This window comes from Neisseria sp. P0020.S005, assembly GCF_051957055.1.
GTDB lineage: Bacteria > Pseudomonadota > Gammaproteobacteria > Burkholderiales > Neisseriaceae > Neisseria > Neisseria subflava_A.
This window is the reverse complement of the sequence record NZ_JBQCWV010000012.1, coordinates 1-19,520: the sequence shown is the minus strand read 5'-3', so window position 1 is coordinate 19,520 and position 19,520 is coordinate 1. Positions and strand designations below refer to the sequence as shown.

Genomic DNA, 19,520 nt, shown 5'->3' with positions numbered 1-19,520 from the left:
TATTTTGAAAGGAATCATCATGAGCCAACCTCAATCAGCTATTATTCCTGATCACGCACAAGCCGGTATTTTTATCGAAGCAGACATTTCAGACGGCCGCAACGAAGACATCAAATCTGCCTGCCGCCTTTCTTTGGAGGCTCTGGCCAAATTAAAAACTCGTTTTCCGAATGATATTTTGGGTTTGACCATTGCCTTCGGCAGCCGCGCATGGCAATCGTTCGGCCATACTGATGAAGGCAGCGAAATCAAACCTTTCCCTGAATTGGGCAACGGCCTCGCCCCTTCCACCCAACACGACCTCTATATCCACATTCAAGCCACCGAGCAAAAAGCCGCCTATGCCTTGGCCCAATCTGTTTTCGGTGCATTCGGCGACAGCATCCGCGTAGCCACTGAAGAACACGGCCTGCGCCTGTATGAAGACCGCGGCTTGGACGGTTTTATCGATGGTACGGAAAATCCGCAGGGCGATGACAATGTGCGCAATGTTGCCATCATTCCCGAAGGCAAGCCGGATGCCGGCGGCAGCTATGTTTTGCTTCAAAAATATCTGCACGATTTGAAAAAATGGGATGCCGTTCCTACTGCCGAACAAGAAGCCAGCGTTGGCCGCAGCAAAGAAACCAATGACGAATTCAGCAAAGACGTGCGCCTGCCCGACTCTCATCTCGGTCGCGTCAATGTCAAAGAAAACGGCATTGGCCTGAAAATCGTTCGCCGCAGCCTGCCCTTCGGCAAACTCAGTGGCGAACATGGTCTGATGTTCACTTCCTATTGCAACACGCTGCACAATATTGAAGTTCAACTGCTCAATATGTTCGGCGAATCTGACGGCAAAACCGACTTGCTGTTGAAACATTTGTCTAAAGCCGTATCAGGTGCTTACTACTACGCACCTTCTGTCGAGCGTTTGCAAAATCTTTAACGGCTCAAAGGCCGTCTGAAAAAAACCTGCCTTTTCAAAGGCAGGTTTTTGTTATTTAAATTCCCTTAATACTTTTATGGTATTATCATAGAAATTTTCCCATTATTGCTTAATAAACCCTGATTGCAGACAAGAATAAAAACCGATACGCCCCAAGCAGCTATTTTCGATAAAATAAACCCGATTATTATCTCTATAAAATTACGACACCATGTATAAATCCCGCCTTCTTCCCCTGCCCGTATTGATTCTCTCCGCGCTGAACGCCTATGCAGCCAATACGCCGAATCCGCTTGATCAAATCGATAAAAACGTACCCAACCAATTCGACAAAGACTTCCGCGACAATCTCGACCAGATTCATTCGGTCGAAATCCAAAAACGCGAGCAGTCGGCATGGGATTTACAAAAAAAACAAGATAATGACGCGGTTAAACAAGAGAGGCCGTCTGAAAACAATACCGAATGCTTGGATTACACCGGTATCGAGCTTTCCGGTATTACCCTCATCGATTCCAAAAAGATTGAAGCCAAGTTACCCAAATGTATCAATCAAAACAGCATCAACCAACTGAACCGGGATATCGTTGCCGAATATATCGCTCAAGGCTATCCGCATACGCAAATCAAATTTGAAACCACGCCTGAACGCGTCCTGAAATTGGCAGTCATCGAAGGCAAAATCCGTGAAATTACCGGCGGCTCCCGTACGGTCAATGTCAATACCCTCTTCCCCGATCATCAAGGCAAACCGCTGAACATCCAATACCTCGACCAAGGTATTGAACAGGCAAACCATGTTGTCGGCAACAACATCAGCATCGATGTTTATCCGCATGATGACGGTACTGCCTCCATCCAACTCAACAACGATGCCCAAAAACATTGGGGCGGCAGCGTCACCATCGACAATAAAGGCAGCAAACCCAATACCACGACACTGCGCGGCAGCCTGAGTGTCGGCAGCCCGTTGGGATTGAGCGACTCCCTTTATCTAAACGGCTATACCAATCTAAACAATCACGACAGCCATTACAGTCGCGGCGGCAGTATGTTCTACCAAGTACCTTATGGCGCATGGACATTCAGCACTTACGCCGCCGCGTCGCAATCGCAAAGCATCTTAACGCCCAGCGTGACACGCTATGCCTACCGCTCCAAATCCAAAGCGGCAGGAATCAAAGCAGACCGCGTATTCTCACGCAGTCAAAAACACATTACCTCCGCCTATGCCGGCATCGATTATGTGAAACAGACTGCACAATTTGCCGACAGCAAACTGGAATTGCAAAGCCCGGAAATCTATTCGGCACAAGTTGGCCTGTCGCATACAGCCATCCTGCCAAACGGCATTTGGCTCAACAATATCGGCGTAGAACAAGGGTTTGCAAAAAATACCGAACACACGCCGTTCGACAAGCGCTATACCTCTGTATCCTTGCAAAGCAATTTGATTCAAAACCGCCCATTGGGTAAATGGATCGTGCGCAACCATCACCAAATCGATGCCCAATATAGCCCTCATGATTTGTTTGCCACCAAAGAAATGGACGTCGTCGGTCATCAAAATGTACGCGGTTTCCGTTCAACTTCTTTGAGCGCAAACAGCGCAGTCCTGTTGAGCAATACCGTTTATTTCCGCCGCAATACGCCCCACGGCATCTATATCGAGCCTTATCTGGGCGCAGACATCGGCGTTGCCAAAAACAATAACGAAGGTTCGCAACGCGCCATGGGTGTGGTTGCAGGTTTGAATTTAGGTAAGGCGGACAAATGGCAACTTTCTGCCGACTATGGCAAAGGTTTTGCGCGCATGCCCAACCAATCAAACAGTGAAATACAGGATCATGTGACCGTTTCTTTGCGCATTCCATTTTAAAGTTATGTAAATATATATCCTTTTATCCAATATATAAACCGCCCATCTTAACATTATTAATTTTTCATTAATATCAATAAGATGGGCGGTTTATATTTGCATTTGAAATAGTGCACACAAGGCCGTACTGGTGGTATTATTGTAAAAAATTTTATAACAATGTTAATACATTCAAAATTTCCTCAACAGAAATCTCATACCCGATATGGGATTTCTGATTCAATCTCCATCACGATAAATAAGGATTAAAATCCATGAAAATCGACACTTTATATCAGCCTAAGCTCTCAGCTTCTGGCAAAGTAACTGTCGCCGTGTGCTTTGCATTCCTGGGAAATGCAGCGGTAGCGGCCAATATCGAAGCCATCGGCCAAACTTCGGTACAGCAGCAACACAATGTTGACATCGTCAACATTGCCGCACCGACAGCCCAAGGTCTCTCTCACAACCAATATAACAAGTACAACGTTTCCCAACACGGCGCCGTTTTGAATAACGCCCTGTCTGCCGGTAAATCCCAACTGGCCGGAAACCTGTCTGCCAACAAAAACTTCCAAGGTCAGGCCGCATCTGTGATCTTGAATGAAGTGGTCAGCAAAAACCCTTCCCTGATCTTGGGTCAGCAAGAGATCTTCGGTATTGCCGCAGACTATGTTTTGGCAAACCCTAACGGCATTACCCACAACGGCGGCAGCATCCTGAATGCCAACCGCGCATCCTTGGTTGTCGGTACGCCAACCGTTTCAGACGGCACGTTGAAATCTTTCAATATCAGCGACAATGGCAAACAACTACAAGTCAACGGCAATTTGAGCGGCAACCGCGTAGTTGATCTGCTCGCGCCGCAAGTGGTTGTCGGTAAATCAGCCAACGTTAATGCCGCCGACGCCATCAATGTTTCTTCAGGTAAAAGCAACTTCGACTACAAAACCGCACAAATCGAAGCATTGGACGCAGCTTCAAATGCGCCGGTGCTTGACGGTCATATCTTCGGCAGTATGCGCGCCGGTACCATCCGCATCCACGCGACCGACAAACGCGCCAAACAAAACATTCAAAATGCCGCCATTACCGGCACCCGCTACCTGAATATCGACAGCAAAGGCAACCTGAGCATCCAGTCTGCCAATCTGACCGGCGCACAAATGGAACTGTTTGCCCGCGATACCGACATCAAAGGCACGGTTACCAGCCATTCAGCCAACAAATCTTCTAGTGGCAAAGAGGCGAAAAATGTTCAGCACTTCCGTTCGGACCGCAACAAAACGGAAACCTTTACCGCCAGCAATATCAATGCATCCGAGTCATTGACTTTGAACAATAGCGGCAGCCTCAACCTGAGCGCAGCCAACATCAATGCCGGCGCACTGACTGCATCTGCCACGGGCAACATCAATTCTAACGCGGTAAAAACAACCAACCGTATAGAATCCGACCATACTCAAAGCAAAGGCCTTTGGTACAACAACAACCTGAGCTCTTCTGCTGACGAAAGCCTGCATCAAACCAAAATCAATGCCGGCTCTGTCAATATTGCCACCACAGGCAAAGTCCAACTGGACGCGACCGAACTGACCTCGGCTGCTGATGCACGCATTGCCGCCCAACAAGGCATCGTATTGAGCAGCAACAGCGAAACCGACAGCAGCTCGACTTATGTCAGCTTCAAAAACGAAACTGCCGCTCTGAAAACCGGTATCGCTACAAAATCTTCAAAAAACTCTACCGCCCATCAAACCAAAATCTCCGCAGCCGGTGATATCGGTTTGATTTCCGAAGGCGATTTGAGCACTTACGGCGCAAGCATCGCGGCAAACGGCAATGTCGTTACCGATGTCAACAAGATCAACTTGGGTACTCAAACCACCATCAACACCAACAGCCTCGATGACCAGAAAAAATACTGGGGCGGCCTGTTCGGCGGTGAAAGCCAAGTTCAAAACAACCGTACCGAAAACCTGCATGGCAGCAGCATTACTGCCAACTCAAACGTAGTCTTGGGTGCAAAAAACGGCGTCAACGTTTACGGCAGTACCGTTGAAGGCCAAGCCGGTACATTCGTCAGCTCCAAAGCAGGCAATGTCGATATTAAAAACGCCACCAGCACCGATACTTCCTCACAAAGCGCGCGTAAAGGTACGATTTTCAATATCACTACCTCTAAAACCAGCAGCAACAGCAGCATTGAAAAAGTAACCGGTTCTACCCTGGTTTCCAATGCCGACCTGACCGTTGTTTCCAACAAAGACATCAATGTGATCGGTTCTGCATTGTTTGCGGCACAAAAACTGCAACTCTCTTCCGCAGGCGATTTGACCATTGATGCTGCCAAAGCGGTAGAAAACAAACAGGTCAACGAGTATTCCATCAAAGGCTACTCTGGTATCGAAACCAATAAAGAAAACGGCAGCGTGACTGCCAAAGCCGGTATCAAATTCACCGATACCCACACCGACACCCACTCTGTCGGCCTGAACGGCAGCATTTTGACCGGTAAAAACACCCAGTTGTCTTCCAACTCAAACGTTACCGTCAGCGGCAGCCAAATCAACGGCGAAGAATCCGTCAACATTTCCGCAGCCAATGACGTAAATATTGTTGCATCCAAAGGCAGCAACACTGTGACCGAATCCGGCCGCGTAACCGATTTGGGCGTATCTGCTACTGCATACGAAAAAAATAACGTTGCAGGCATCGGCGTATCTGTCGGCATTACCAGCACCAAAACAGATGCAACCACCGTAACGAATACATCCCATGTATCCAACATCAACACCGGCGGTAATACCACCATCACTGCCAACGGCAATATTAATCAAGAAGGTACCGTGATTAATGCGACAGGCAATGTGGTTGAGTCTGCCAAAAACGTTACCCATGCAGCGGCACACAGCGGTGCAAAATCCGATGTGAAACAAAACGGCGGCGGTTTGGTCGTTTCTGCCGGCATCAGCACCAACAAAGGCATCGGCGGTGAAATCACTGCACAAGGTCAAGGCAACTCTTCGACCCACAATGAATCCACTGCAACCGTAACCACCATCAACTCAGGCAATGCCATCGTTTTGGCGAATAACAAAGTGTCTGATGAAGGTACAAAATACGATGTTACCGGTGCGATCAACATTGATGCAGGTTCATACCACAACACTGCCGCCCACAACACCAGCAACAGCAGCAGCAAACAAGGCGGCGCTTCTTTGACTATCGGCGCATACACCAAAGACGGTTCAACCGTTGATGTGAATGCCAACCTGAACGTCAACTACGCTGATGAAAACAAAAAAGAATCTACCGCCGTCAAAGGCGATATGAATGCTACCAATGTTGTCATCAACGCCAAAGACTCTGCTGAAATCGCATCCAACATTACTGCCAACAACAACGTCAACATTACCGCAGGCAACGGCGTAACCTTCACCGAGTCAGCCAATACTGCCTCCAACCAAGGTACAGCCGTTAATGTCGGTATCGGCGCTGGTGCGACAATCAATGTTGAAACCGGTGTTGCCGTTCCGCACGTCAATGGCTCTGTCGGCGTCAACAAAACCGATAACGCTTCTTCTACCGCCACAGGCGCGAATGTGGCGGCCGGCAACGAGATTAAAATCAATGCCAACAACGGTGACGTCAACCTGCATGGTACCAACCTGGTATCCAACAACTCCGTTGAAGTAGAAGGCAACAAAGTCAATACTTCCGGCGCAATCAGCAGCGTTAACGAAAAAAATCTGACCGTTAATGTCAACGGCAGCTACGCTTCAGGTAAACCAAACGGCGGCATCAACGCCAAAGGTAAAAACGAAGCCACCGTAACCAATACGGCAAACACCATCCAAAGCGACAATGTTGTTATTACTACCGGCTCTCCAACCGGTTTGAGCGTCAACAATACGACCATCAACGGTAATAATGTTGCGTACTACTATGACGACAGTAAAGCTCCTGCGGCGAACCGTTATACCTACCGTCCTCGCCAACCAAGCTACGCCAGACGCCGTTTGCGCTACTAAGATGCGCTATTGAAGTCATTTAATAGCCATTAAGACATGCCGTCTGAAAACAGAAAGTTTTCAGACGGCATTTTTATCATCAATGCAAAACAACACACTATCTCTGTTATGATAATGCCTCGCTAATATTATTCCGTTCCAACCATGTCTTCCGCCCTTCCTTTTGACGCGCTCACACTTTCCATCGACGGCACCAACCTTATCGAAGCTTCTGCCGGTACGGGTAAAACCTACGGCATTGCCGCGCTCTTTACCCGACTGATTGTTTTAGAAAAAAAAGACATCGAGAAAATTCTGGTCGTTACCTTTACCAAGGCGGCGACGGCAGAACTGAAAACCCGTTTGCGCGCGCGTTTGGACGAAGTGTTGCAGGTTTTGAACGAAATCCAAACTTTGGGCGGCGAGCCGGAACATATTTCAGACGGCCTGAACAAATATTACGAAAAAGAGAAAAAATCTCCCGATGACTTTCTCAATCGATTGATTCCTTTGGCTTTAGGCGAGCAAGACGGACAGGAAAGCTGCCATCGCCTGATTCTCCGCCTCAAAGCCGCCCTGAGCCAGTTTGACAACGCATCGATTTACACCATCCACGGCTTCTGTCAGCGCGTCTTGCGCGATTACGCGTTTTTGTGCGGCGCGCCTTTGGATGTCGAGCTGTCGGACGACTCGCGCGAGAGGCTGCTGATTCCTGCGCAAGACTTTTGGCGGCAGAGAGTGGCAACCGATGCCACATTGGCACAATTGGTTTTTGACCGGAAATGCACGCCCGAAGAAATGCTTGCCGAAATCAAAAGCTATACCGGCCGCCCCTATCTGAAATTCAGACGGCCTGAAGGCGATTTGAAAGAAGCCCAAGCCAACCTTCAAGAAACATGGGAAAAAATTTGCAACCAGTTGGAAGACTTGGAAAAAGCATTTTGGGCAATTTTTCCCAAACTTAACGGCCAAACCTACAAAAGAAAAACCTTTGAAAATGTTTTTACCGATTTAAAAACAAACGCCGAATCCAACCGTCTGCCCCGCCTAAGCAAACAAACACTAGGAAAACTAAACCATTTCAGTGTCGATACACTCAACAGCAAACTGAAAAAAGAATATAAAGCCGATGCCGATGCGCCGGAAATTATTCAGCTGCAAGCCTTGGCCAATCTCGGTCGTGATTTGCAGGCAATGGAAAGCGCGGAAGAAGCAGTCTTCATCTGCCTGCAACTCGACCTACTTTCCTACATCAACCAATCCATTGCCGAACAAAAAAAATCACGCCGCGAGCGTGTGTTTGACGATTTGCTACTGGATGTCCATCAGGCATTGACCACCAATGAACACGGCAACGCATTGGCAAAAGCGGCGGCGGCAAACTGGGAAATCGCGCTGATTGACGAATTCCAAGATACCGACCCGCTGCAATACGAAATTTTCCGCCAAATTTTTATCGAACAAGGCTGCCCGCTGTTTCTCGTTGGCGACCCCAAACAGGCGATTTACAGCTTTCGCGGTGCGGACATTTACGCCTATCTGCAAGCCGCGCAAGATGCGGACAGGCATTACACCCTCGCCGTCAACTACCGCAGCCATGCCAAGCTGATTAACGGCATCAGCGCCTTGTTCAAACAAAAAAAACACCCCTTCGTATTGGAAAACATCGATTACAGCGATGTCTTCGCCAGCCGCGCCGAAAGCCGGCTGTCGCCACACCACCCCGCCATCCAAGTGCGCTGGCTCAATACGGACGATCAAACCGGCAAAGAAATTTTGCGCGGCCGTGCCGCCGAATATTGTGCCGATGAAATTGCCTTTGCGCTCAATGAAGCCGCCGAAGGCCGTCTGAATTTCAAAGGCCGCGCGTTGGAATCCGGCGATATTGCCGTCTTGGTGCGCACCAACAACGAAGCGGCGATGATTGCCGGTAAACTGAAACAGCGCCGTATCCAAAGCGTGTTGCTGTCGCGCCAGTCCGTTTTCGATTCCGCCGAGGCCAACTCGCTGTCCGCACTGATCGGCTTTTGGCTCAACCCAAGGCAAACCGACTGGCTGCGCTTTGTCTTGACCGGCGTTTTATTCGGCTATACCGCCAAAGAGATTTACGAGCTCAACCACAATGAACACCAGCTGCTCAAATGGCTGGAGTCATCTGCCGAGGCCATGGAAAAATGGCGGAAAGGCGGCATTTTTGCCGCCGTGCAGCAGTTTGCCGCCCGACATGACATCGAAACACGCCTGCTCAAAGGCGGCAACGAACGCAGCCTGACCAACTACTATCAAATTCTGGAGCTTTTAGCCGAAGAAGACAGCCAAAGCCGCAACCCTGCCGCCCTGCATAAATGGTTAAACGAACAAATCAGTCGTGCGCGCAGCGGCCATTTCCCGTCAGACGCGCAAACCATCCGTCTTGAAAGCGACGAAAAACTGGTCAAAATCGTTACCATGCACGCGTCGAAAGGTTTGCAATATCCTTTGGTGTACTGCCCCTTCGCGTGGGATACCAAAGACAATTCCAAAGAAAACTGGAAAATCCTGCATACTGACAACCACGAAACCGAGCTGCTGGCCAAATCGCAAACCTCGGAAGCAGAACTAAGCCATCTTGCCGACGAAAAGACGGCAGAAGATTTACGCCTGCTTTATGTCGCCCTTACCCGTGCCGAAGAACAGCTCAACATCTACGCCGCCGCCAACAAAAACTGTACGCCCAACAATCCTTTTGCCTATCTGCTCGAAGGTTTACCGGATGCCGGCCGCGAAAGCGTCAGCCAAAGCTATAAAAGCGCGACAGACGTTGTGGAAATGCTTAAAACCAACTGGCAACGCTTTATCAAAAACGCGCCTGAAAATACGGAGTTTGCCTTCACGGAAGAAGCCCCGCTAGAAACCGTCTACCAATACAGCCGCCAACAAGACCAAGCTTTGAGCGCTCATAGCATCAAACGCCGCGATTTTGACTTTATCCGCCACACCAGCTTTACCGGTTTGAGCCGGCACACCAAGTCAACCGACGAACAACACGAGCCTTTGCAACCTGCCATCGACCCGGCAGAAAGCGCAGACCGTGCCATGCCGTCTGAAAACCTGCCTTCCCCGCTTTCAGACGGCCTCGATATCCACCATTTCCCCCGAGGCACCAATGCCGGCGTATGTTTGCATGAAATGTTGGAAAAACTCGACTTCGCCGCCTCTGCCGAGAGCCAATCCGAAATGATTGCCGAAGTTTTGCAACGCCACAGCTTTGAAGACAAATGGCTGCCGACGGTAAGTGCCATGCTCGACACCTGCCGCCTGACACCTTTAATCAACGAGAGCCTGTCGCAGATTCCGCCGACCCGACGCCTGCCCGAAATGGGGTTCACCCTGTACATGGACGATTTCAAACTGGACGACTTGCGCCGTTGGTTTGCCTCAAGCGAAGCAAACCTGCCGCCCGAATGCGTCCAAGCCGCGCAACTGCTTGATTTCCATGATTTGCAAGGCTATTTAAACGGCTTTATCGATATGGTTTGCCAAGATTCAGACGGCAATGTCGTTTTAATCGACTACAAATCCAACCATTTGGGCAACGATGCAAACGCGTACACGCAACAGGCGATGAACGAAGCCGTGGCGCATCATCACTACTACCTGCAAGCCCTGATCTACGCCGTTGCCATCGCGCGCTACTATGCCCTGCGTGGCAAGCCGTTGCCCAAAATCGCCATCCGCTACCTCTTCCTGCGCGGTATGGACGGCTCGGAACGAGGCATTTGGAAATGGGACATCAATACCGCCCTACTTTCCACTTTTGTTGAACGAAAAACAAATTCTTGATAAATCATTTTGTTAAATCGTCAAAAAGGCCGTCTGAAACATTTTCAGACGGCCTTTGATTATTTGTGCAAACCGCATTCCTTACTGTCTTTGCTTTCCCACCACCATCGTCCGGCGCGGATATTTTCGCCCAACTTGACCGGACGCGTGCAGGGTTCGCACCCAATACTGGGATAGCCCTGATGATACAGTGCATTGAGCGGAACTTGGTGCTCGTGTGCATATGCCCAAACATCCTGCTCTTCCCAATCAAAAATAGGATTGAATTTGGCGATGTTGCGACCCGTATCCAGCTCTTCAAAATTCAATTCGCTGCGTGTTTCGGACTGGCTGCGGCGTTGTCCGGTCAGCCATGCGGGGGCGTTATGTAAAGCGCGGTTGAGCGGTTCGATTTTGCGGATATGGCAGCAACGGCGGCGCAACTCGACGCTGTCGTACATGGCGGTTGTGCCGAATTCCGCTTCAAATTCATCGGCGGTTTGCTGGTTGGGATAAAACACTTCCAATTCGGTTTGATAGCGCGCATTGGTTTCGGCAATCAGCGCGGCGGTTTCGGGATTGAGTTTGCCCGTATTGAGCGTGATGATACGGATGGGCAGTTTCAGACGGCACACGGCATCGGTAATGACCATATCTTCAACCGCAAGGCTGGATGCGAACACGGCTTGCGGATAGCGAGCGGCAATGTCTTGCAAACGGCGCTCCAAAGCAGTAGCCAATTCAGGCAGGCGGCGGCGTTCGTCATCGCTGATTTCGGGGATTTTCCAGAGTTGTGGACGGAATAAAGACATGGCTGGTTGTTCCTAATAATTTTCAGACGGCCTGTTGAAACGGCTGTCGATATGGTTATGGAACGATATTGTCCTGCGCCCTATCTTCAAACGGAAAGAATGCTTTTCTATTTCTTTATAACCAAAGCGTCTGCTGCTGGTTTTTCGGCAGCAAATGGCTCACGCCGATACCGATCAGGCGGAAGGCGTCTTCGCGTTGCGACGGTATGCGTTGCAGCAAAGTATGCGCCGCCTGAAGCAGCGAGGCACTGTCGGGAAGGACGGAAGAATACGTCAGCGAACGCGTAATAATGCGGAAATCGTGAGTTTTGAGTTTGAGGGTAACGCCTTTGGCTTCGACGTTTTTGCGTTCGATTTGCCGCCAGAGGTCTTCGGCGAGGTGCGGCAAATGGCTTGAAGCCTGCGCCAAAGATAAATCTTCAGGTAAGGTAATTTCGGTTGAGATTTGCAGGCGTTCGCGTTCGGCTTTGACCGGCCGCTCGTCGATACCGCGTGCCAAATCGTAAAGGCGGTAGCCGTAGCGGCCGAAATGGTTTAAAAGTTCGCCGCGCTCAAAACGGCGCAAATCGCCGGCGGTCTGCATACCGAGGGCATTCATCTTTTTCAGCGTGACTTTGCCGACACCGGGAATCTTACCCAACGGCAAGCTCTCCAAAAACACCATGATTTTTTGCGGCGGCAGCACAAACTGCCCGTTCGGCTTGCGCCAGTCGGACGCGATTTTTGCCAAAAACTTATTGGGCGCGATGCCTGCAGAGGCTGTCAAACCGGTTTCTTCAAAAATTTCGGCACGAATGCGTTTGGCTACCTCGCTGGCATACGGGATATTTTCAAAATTTCGGGTAACATCCAAATAGGCCTCATCCAAAGACAATGGCTCGATCAAATCAGTATAACGCCGAAACACGGCATGAATCTGCGCCGACACTTGGCGGTACCAATCGAAATGCGGCGGCACAAACACCGCCTGCGGACACAGCCTTTTCGCCGTCGCCACCGACATGGCCGAGTGCAAACCGAATTTGCGCGCTTCATAAGACGCGGCACAAATGACCGACCGCGTACCGTCCCACGCCACAACGACGGGCAGTCCTTTCAATTGCGGCTGCTCGCGCAGTTCTACCGAAGCATAGAATGCGTCCATATCGATATGGATGATTTTGCGTTGGGACATGGGAAAAGATGGATAAGAAAAAGGCTTATTGTAACAAAAGGCCGTCTGAAGTTTCAGACGGCCTCTATGTTTAAGCCTTATTTTTTACTGGAAAGCTGGTCAAACAATCCGCCATCGGCAAAGAATTTTTTCATGATTTCTTCCCACGGACCAAATTTCTCATTCGGATTGAAAGTTTCAATATCGGGGAAGTCGGCTTTGTGTTTGGCCAACACTTCGGCATTGCGCGGACGCAGGTAAAGATTGGCGGCCAACTCTTGGGCCGGTTCGCTCCAGAGGTTTTGCAGATAGGCTTCGGCAGCGGCGCGTGTGCCTTTTTTATCGACCACGCTGTCCACGACGGCAACCGGCGCTTCGGAAAGAATGGTGTAGCTCGGATAGACGATTTCAAACTGGTCTTGGGTCAGCTTTTTGCTGACGTAGTTGGCCTCATTTTCAAAGGTAACCAAAACATCGCCGATATGGCGTTGGCTGAAAGTCGTCGTTGCTGCGCGGCCGCCGTTTTCAAATACCGGCGTGTTTTTCAGCAATGCGGCCACAAAATCTTTGGTTTTGCCCTCATCTCCGTTATTGACTTTCAAACCATAACCGTACGCACCCAAAAAGGCGTAGCGGCCGTTGCCGGTGGTTTTCGGGTTCGCCAAAACGATTTGCACGCCGTCTTTGGCCAAATCGCCCCAGTCCTGAATGTATTTCGGATTACCTTTGCGCACCAAGAAAACGACGTTGCTGGTATAAGGCACGGCATTGTCCGGCAGGCGCGTGTTCCAATCGGCTTTGACCAAACCTTTTTTCACCAAAAGCTCAATATCGGAAGTCTGGTTCATGGTTACCACATCGGCAGCCAAACCATTGGCGACAGCCAAAGCCTGCTTGCTGGAGCCGCCGTGCGACTGTTGGACCTCAACCGACTGTCCGCCGTTTTTTGCAGCAAACTCTTTGACAAATAAAGGATTGTATTCTTTATAAAAATCGCGGGCGACATCATAGGAGACATTCAGCAATTTGACTTCGCTCCCCTTACCTCCGGTAGCTTGAGAAGCATTGTCGGCGGATTGTTCGGCTGTTGGCGAGCACGCGCTCAAAGCCAGCGCGGCGGTCAAAGCGGCAAAAGAAAGCGTATGGATATTCATGATCAGCTCCTGTTAAAAATATGGGAGCACTTTATCGGGATTGGATGCAAACTGGAAATAATGTTTGCTTTCGCGTTTATCAGTTTTGGTTATATACAATCCGGGCGGAAGTCGGAAAAAAATGCCCACTCAGACAAAAATCACAATAAATTATATATACATCAATCAGATAAAGATTAAAGTAGCTATTTATACAAGATAAACATACGTTGCAAACAGCATTACCAATACGTCAGGCCGTCTGAAAATCCAATATAAATAATTATTTATAATTAAAAAATATAGTTCTTATTATTTACAAAAAATGTAAATAAGAGTAATGTTTCTACTCGCCAAAATACAAGGCCTTTCATTCAACAACAAAATGGAGTGTAGAAACTATGAAACAATGGATGCTTTTAGGATTGCTGGGATTAGGCGCAGCGGCACAGGCGCACGATGTTTGGGTGGCCGCACCGGCACATCAGCCTGCCGGCAAAATCCTGCATGCGGATTTGGGTTACAGCCACGACTTCCCCAATGTCGAAAAAATCGCCGACGACCGCGTGCATATTTTCAAACCGCTGCAATTGACCGACAGCTCAAAGAAAACCGTTGATTTGGTAAATAAAGGCGAAAACTATCAATACGTTTCCAAAGCCGCCCTGCCCGCAGGCTCCTACTGGGTCAGCGCGACCTACCAACCGACTTTCTGGTCGAAAAACCAAGACGGCTGGAAACAGCAAACCTTGAAACAGCTGGCCGGTGCCACCTATTGCGAACAATCGCAAATGTTCGGCAAGAGTTTCGTCCAAGTGGGCAACGGCGCAGTCGATGAAGCGGTATTGACCCGCCCTATTGGCCAAGAGCTGGAACTGGTTCCGCTGAAAAATCCGAACGCAGTCAAAGCCGGCGGTATTTTGCCGGTCAAAGTCCTGTACAAAGGCGAGCCTTTGGTTAAAGCCACCGTTACCGCCAGCTCGGACACTTTGGCCGAAATGGACTTGGAATCAACCCATGACCACCGCGAGCCTCAAGGCTTCTCCGGCAAAACCGATAAAAACGGCGTGGTCAATGTGATTACGCTGATTGACGGTTTGTGGAAAATCAAAGTGGTGAACGAGACCGATTACGGCGATAAAAGCGTATGTCAGAAAGACAATACTTACGCGACGCTGATTGTGCCTGTCGGTACCAAACGCGCGGCCGCACGCCATGCCCACCATCATCATTAACAGCCATTAAAAAAGGCCGTCTGAACTTTCAGACGGCCTTTATTTATTCTAATTCATAACCCAAATTTCTAAAAAAACGGGATAATGTTTCCAACTCATCACCATTTAATTGGGCAAAACGGACACGGTTGCAGCCGGTCAAGACTACATTGCCCATCCAGTGCGCCCCAAAGACGTGCTCTAAAGGGACATTCCTCATTCGATTGATAAACGGTACTTCTGAAGAAAATTGTGTCGCAATATTCGGAGGCGCGAATTTCAAACCCAAGTCCTGCAATCTATAACGGTGTTGCGCCGTCAAAAACATATCCTCGTGGTGCAGCCGCACCAGCCATTCCATACCGGCCATTTTTCCGTCTTTCGGCGGCAAAGGCGGCCGGATTTCTACATTTAAGCCCAGTTGCCTCGGCATGGTTAAAAGCCGCTTGCTGCGCAGGCTGAAACCGCCGTTCTGCGGCTCGTCCAAATTCGGGGAAGTCTGAATCAGATGCTGTTTGGCCAAATATTGGTCGGTCCCCTTCAGGAAAAACTGCCCGTCGGCTTCGGTTTCCAACAAAATCGGCAAAGGTGCGCCGATGTAGTCATATTCCCGATAGGCATCCTGCCAGTTTTGACCGTTCAACACCCAGCCGTCATTTTGAACAATCAAACAATAATCGGTTTCGATGTAATACATCAGTTGGTACAAAACAAACAGATTGTATTCCAAATAACCGAATGGCCGGCAAGGCTGATGTCGGATATTCTCCGGCAAATCTTGCGGACAGCTCGGGCTAATCAGCAATCCACGGCTACCGGGCAATTCGGCACAGCTGCGGGCAACGGCGTACATCGTGCCCTCGGTATAAGAATCTGCGCCGGTAATACCCACCACGGTAATGTCAGCAAAACTCATTATATGTTTCCCCTGTTTCAGACGGCCTTTGCCTTGTTTACGACACCTTGTTGCAGATTTCTTTCAAACGGTACAAGGCATCCAAAGCTTCGCGCGGCGTAAGGTTGTCGGGCTGGATTTGCGCCAACGCTTCGGCCAACTCATCGGTCTGGGCATGGCAAACCGGTTCAATGTCCGGCTCTTCCTCATCCGCCCTATTTTCAGACGGCATGGCGCTGAAAATATCCAACTGCGGACGGTTGGCGGCGGCTTGGGCTTCGAGTTCGTCCAGATGTTTTTGGGCGGCTTTGAGGGCGCGGTTAGGCAGGCCGGCGAGTTTGGCGACGGCGATGCCGTAGCTTTTGCTGGCGGGGCCGGGCTCGATGTGGTGGAGGAAGACAATGTCTTGTCCTTGTTCGAGTGCGGAGAGGTGCATATTGACCGCCGTTGCGTGGGTTTCGGGCAGGCGGGTCAGCTCGAAATAGTGGGTGGCGAAGAGGCTGAAGGATTTGTTTTTTTGCAGCAGGTGTTCGGCAATGGCGTGCGCGAGGGCGAGGCCGTCAAAAGTCGAAGTGCCGCGTCCGACTTCGTCCATGAGGACGAGGGATTGCTCAGTGGCGTGGTGGAGGATGTAGGCGGTTTCGCTCATTTCGACCATGAAGGTGGAGCGGTTGGAGGCGAGGTCGTCGGAGGCGCCGATGCGGGTGAAGATTTGGTCAATGGGTCCGATTTGGGCGGCATCGGCGGGGACGAAGCTGCCGGTGTGCGCCATGAGGACGATGTGGGCGACTTGACGCATGTAGGTGGATTTGCCGCCCATGTTGGGGCCGGTCAGGAGCATGAGGCGGTGTTTGTGGTCGAGGCGGGTGTGGTTGGCGGTGAAGTGGCGCACTTGTTGCTCGACGACAGGATGGCGGCCGTTTTCGATATGGATAATGGGGTAGTCGGCGAACTCAGGACAAACGAAGCCGCGTTCGGCGGCGGTGGCGGCAAAGGTGGAAAGTACGTCCAGCGCAGCGGCGGCTTTGGCGGCTTTTTGAAGCTGCGGCAAGGCCGTCTGAACTTCTTTCAGCAGGGCTTCAAACAGGCGTTTTTCCAATGCCAATGCTTGCTCTTGCGCGGTCAGGACTTTGTCTTCGAAGGTTTTGAGTTCGGGGGTGATAAAGCGTTCGGCGTTTTTCAGGGTCTGGCGGCGTTGGTAGTCGGCGGGGGCTTGTCCGGCCTGGACTTTGGAAAGCTCGATGTAGAAGCCGTGGACGCGGTTGAACTCGACTTTGAGGGTGGAGAGGCCGGTGCGTTCGCGTTCGCGCGCTTCGAGGTCGAGCAGGAATTCGTCGCCGTGGTTTTGGATGTGGCGCAACTCGTCGAGTTCTGCGCAATAGCCTTGGTTGATGACGCCGCCGTCTTTGAGCCAGACGGCGGGTTCGGGCATCACGGCGGCTTTGAGGGTTTCGGCGACGGGCAGGGTTTCGGGGAAAACGGCTTTGAGGGTTTCTAAGAGACTGCTGCCCTCGGCGGACAGTTCGATTTCATTCAGGGCAAACAGGCTGTCGCGCAAGGCGGCAAGGTCGCGCGGGCGGGCGTTGCCGACGGCGATGCGGGCGGCGATGCGTTCGATGTCCGCGATGTTTTTCAGACGGCCTTGCAGGGTTTCGTATTGCGAACCCAGCGCGGCAACGGCTTCTTGGCGGGCGCGGATGTGGGCGCGGCTGCGTAAGGGGTGGTGCAGCCAGAGTGCCAAGAGGCGGCTGCCCATGTGGGTGGCGCAGCCGTCGAGTATGGAAAACAGGGTCGGCGATTTTTTGCCGGAGAGGGTTTGCGTGATTTCGAGATTGCGGCGCGTGGCGGCGTCCATGCCGATATATTGGCTGTCGGTTTCGAGCGAAATGCCGTCTAAGTGTTGCGGCATCAGGTTTTGCGTCAGGCGGATGTAGTTCAGCAGCGCGCCCGCCGCGCCGACGGCGGCTTCGTGTTCCTTGCCGTCCAAACCGAAGCCGTGCAGGTCTTGGCAGCCGAAGTATTCGGTCAACAATTTCGCGCCTGCATCGGCGGCAAACTGCCACGAGTTCAGGCGCGTGATGTTGGCAGAAGTTGCATGAAAACCGTCAGGCAGGCTTTTGCCTTCGGGCAACAGGATTTCCGCCGCCTGCAAACGCGCCAGCTCGTCGGCGAGTTTGTCCGCCGTCGTCAGCTTGGTTTTGAATTCGCCGCTTTGCAAAGATGCCCACGCGATGGCGACGTGTTTTTTATCCGCGTTCACCGCCGCGATGCGGTTGGTTTCCTTGTCTTCCAAAAACGCCGCGTCGGTCAGTGTGCCGGGCGTCACAATGCGCACGACTTTGCGCTCCACCGGCCCTTTGCCCGTGCCGACTTCGCCCACCTGCTCGCACACCGCCACGCTTTTGCCCATCTTCACCAGTCGCGCCAGATATTGCTCCGCCGCGTGAAACGGCACGCCCGCCATCTTAATCGGTACGCCGTCCATCTGCCCGCGCGTGGTCAGGGTGATGTCCAACAGCTTCGCCGCTTCCACCGCGTCATCCAAAAACAGCTCGTAAAAATCGCCCATGCGGTAAAACACCAGCTTGTCGGCGTGTTGCGATTTGATGTCGAGATACTGCTGCATCATCGGGGAAACAGTGGGTTTAGACATGGAAAAACCTTAGAAACGCAAAAGCGTTATTGTAACAAAAGGCCGTCTGAAAACCTAAATAAGCTTTCAGACGACCTTTTATATATGCCGAATAAGATTATTTATAAACGAAAATAATGTCCAAGTCTTTCTTCGGCAGGAAATTTTCTTTGACTGCTTGGAAGCGGTTCGGCCCGACTTTGCGCAGGGATTTGTCCCAACAAAGCGAAATCACGGTATTGGGCTCGCGGTCTATGGTCAACGTGAATTTACCGATGGGTTTTGCCCAGTTGGCACCTGTGGTCAAGACATAGCCCAAATAGTGATAGACCTTTTCTTCTTTCACATTTTTAAAGTTGTTGAGGAAGTTTTCATCCATGCAGTACTCATCTATAAATGCTTTGCTGTCTTTGGCTTTGAGCGAAGGCAGGAAGCTGCCGCCGACCAGCGGGGTGTATTGGTGTTTGATTTCGGTGACGCTGCCGGCTTTGAAGGTTTGCTTCCAGCTGTAAACAATCTGAGACGACCAAGACGTCCAGCCCACTATGTTCGATTCGCTGGCTGGAAGCAAGGATTTGATTTTAGGCGAGCTGCAAGTACGAATTTTCTTATTGAGCTTTTCGGCATCTTTGTTTTGTGTCCACGGGTGCATCAGTTCCTGATCGCTCAAACCGCATTTTTTCAAATCGGCGGTCACGTCCACCAGCGAGCCGTTACGCCGTTCAAAATAGGCGCGGACGTGGGCTTGCGGGCGGACAGGTTTGCCGTCGACGTAAATTCGGAAGCTGTTCACTAAGCCTTTGGTGTCGGCAAAGTCGGAATCGGTGAAAGCAGGAACAATCGGCAAAGGGAAAAGGACGGTTTCGGTAAGGTCTTGCGAGGAGGTGTTTTTAAACCGGTAATGCACGCGAATCTGGTGTTCGCTGATGTATAAATCTTCGCTCTGCATATCGATAGGGGCTGACGTAGATTAGCCCTAAATTCCACACCAATCCCGCAGGATTTTAAGCTGTTGAGACGGTGTGCCGAAGTTAAATCGAAATTCGCATTCTTTCAAGAACAGCGGGAACGATTTGCGATC

Annotated in this window: 10 protein-coding genes and 2 pseudogenes; 5 read left to right on the top strand and 7 right to left on the bottom strand. The window is 50.8% G+C overall.

Annotation, left to right across the window (positions count from 1 at the left end):
• The first annotated feature begins 19 nt into the window (after positions 1–19).
• From ACTHTU_RS09520 to recB, 4 genes are all read left to right on the top strand, one after another.
• Entirely contained in the window at positions 20–928 is a 909-nt protein-coding gene (locus ACTHTU_RS09520; protein WP_440362401.1) for a Dyp-type peroxidase, read from the top strand.
• 211 nt (positions 929–1,139) lie between these two features.
• Complete coding sequence (locus tag ACTHTU_RS09515) at positions 1,140–2,807, top strand: ShlB/FhaC/HecB family hemolysin secretion/activation protein (protein ID WP_440362400.1); 1,668 nt, start codon at positions 1,140–1,142, stop codon at positions 2,805–2,807.
• A 254-nt stretch (positions 2,808–3,061) separates the two neighbouring features.
• Positions 3,062–6,820 carry a hemagglutinin repeat-containing protein gene (locus tag ACTHTU_RS09510; protein ID WP_440362399.1) on the top strand — a complete coding sequence of 1,253 codons (3,759 nt, stop codon included), beginning with the start codon at positions 3,062–3,064 and terminating at the stop codon, positions 6,818–6,820.
• Between the two features lie 144 nt (positions 6,821–6,964).
• The gene (gene recB, locus ACTHTU_RS09505) at positions 6,965–10,621 is read left to right on the top strand and encodes an exodeoxyribonuclease V subunit beta (RefSeq protein WP_440362398.1); all 3,657 of its coding nucleotides are present in this window, start codon (positions 6,965–6,967) and stop codon (positions 10,619–10,621) included.
• Between the two features lie 59 nt (positions 10,622–10,680).
• Here the strand turns inward: recB and ACTHTU_RS09500 are convergent, their stop codons facing one another.
• From ACTHTU_RS09500 to ACTHTU_RS09490, 3 genes are all read right to left on the bottom strand, one after another.
• Positions 10,681–11,412 carry a phosphoadenylyl-sulfate reductase gene (locus tag ACTHTU_RS09500; RefSeq protein ID WP_440362397.1) on the bottom strand — a complete coding sequence of 244 codons (732 nt, stop codon included), beginning with the start codon at positions 11,410–11,412 and terminating at the stop codon, positions 10,681–10,683.
• Positions 11,413–11,527: 115 nt separating this feature from the next.
• Positions 11,528–12,586: a DNA polymerase IV gene (gene dinB, locus ACTHTU_RS09495; protein WP_440362396.1), complete on the bottom strand. Its 1,059-nt coding sequence runs from the start codon at positions 12,584–12,586 to the stop codon at positions 11,528–11,530.
• Between the two features lie 77 nt (positions 12,587–12,663).
• Positions 12,664–13,713 (bottom strand): sulfate ABC transporter substrate-binding protein, encoded by a 1,050-nt coding sequence (locus ACTHTU_RS09490; RefSeq protein WP_440362438.1) that lies wholly within the window; start codon positions 13,711–13,713, stop codon positions 12,664–12,666.
• A gap of 386 nt (positions 13,714–14,099) precedes the next feature.
• On the opposite strand from ACTHTU_RS09490, the gene ACTHTU_RS09485 reads away from it, so the two are divergent.
• Positions 14,100–14,933 carry a DUF4198 domain-containing protein gene (locus ACTHTU_RS09485; protein ID WP_070837601.1) on the top strand — a complete coding sequence of 278 codons (834 nt, stop codon included), beginning with the start codon at positions 14,100–14,102 and terminating at the stop codon, positions 14,931–14,933.
• 43 nt (positions 14,934–14,976) lie between these two features.
• Here ACTHTU_RS09485 and ACTHTU_RS09480 read toward each other — a convergent pair whose 3' ends face one another.
• From ACTHTU_RS09480 to ACTHTU_RS09465, 4 genes and pseudogenes are all read right to left on the bottom strand, one after another.
• A complete protein-coding gene (locus ACTHTU_RS09480; RefSeq protein ID WP_440362395.1) occupies positions 14,977–15,828 on the bottom strand; it encodes a DUF5672 family protein in 852 nt (283 codons plus the stop codon).
• Between the two features lie 37 nt (positions 15,829–15,865).
• Positions 15,866–18,460: a DNA mismatch repair protein MutS gene (gene mutS / locus ACTHTU_RS09475; protein WP_440362394.1), complete on the bottom strand. Its 2,595-nt coding sequence runs from the start codon at positions 18,458–18,460 to the stop codon at positions 15,866–15,868.
• 97 nt (positions 18,461–18,557) lie between these two features.
• Positions 18,558–19,394, bottom strand: a pseudogene (locus ACTHTU_RS09470) (DUF4424 family protein); the annotation flags it as partial.
• Between the two features lie 21 nt (positions 19,395–19,415).
• Positions 19,416–19,520: pseudogene (locus tag ACTHTU_RS09465) on the bottom strand (IS1595 family transposase); the annotation flags it as partial.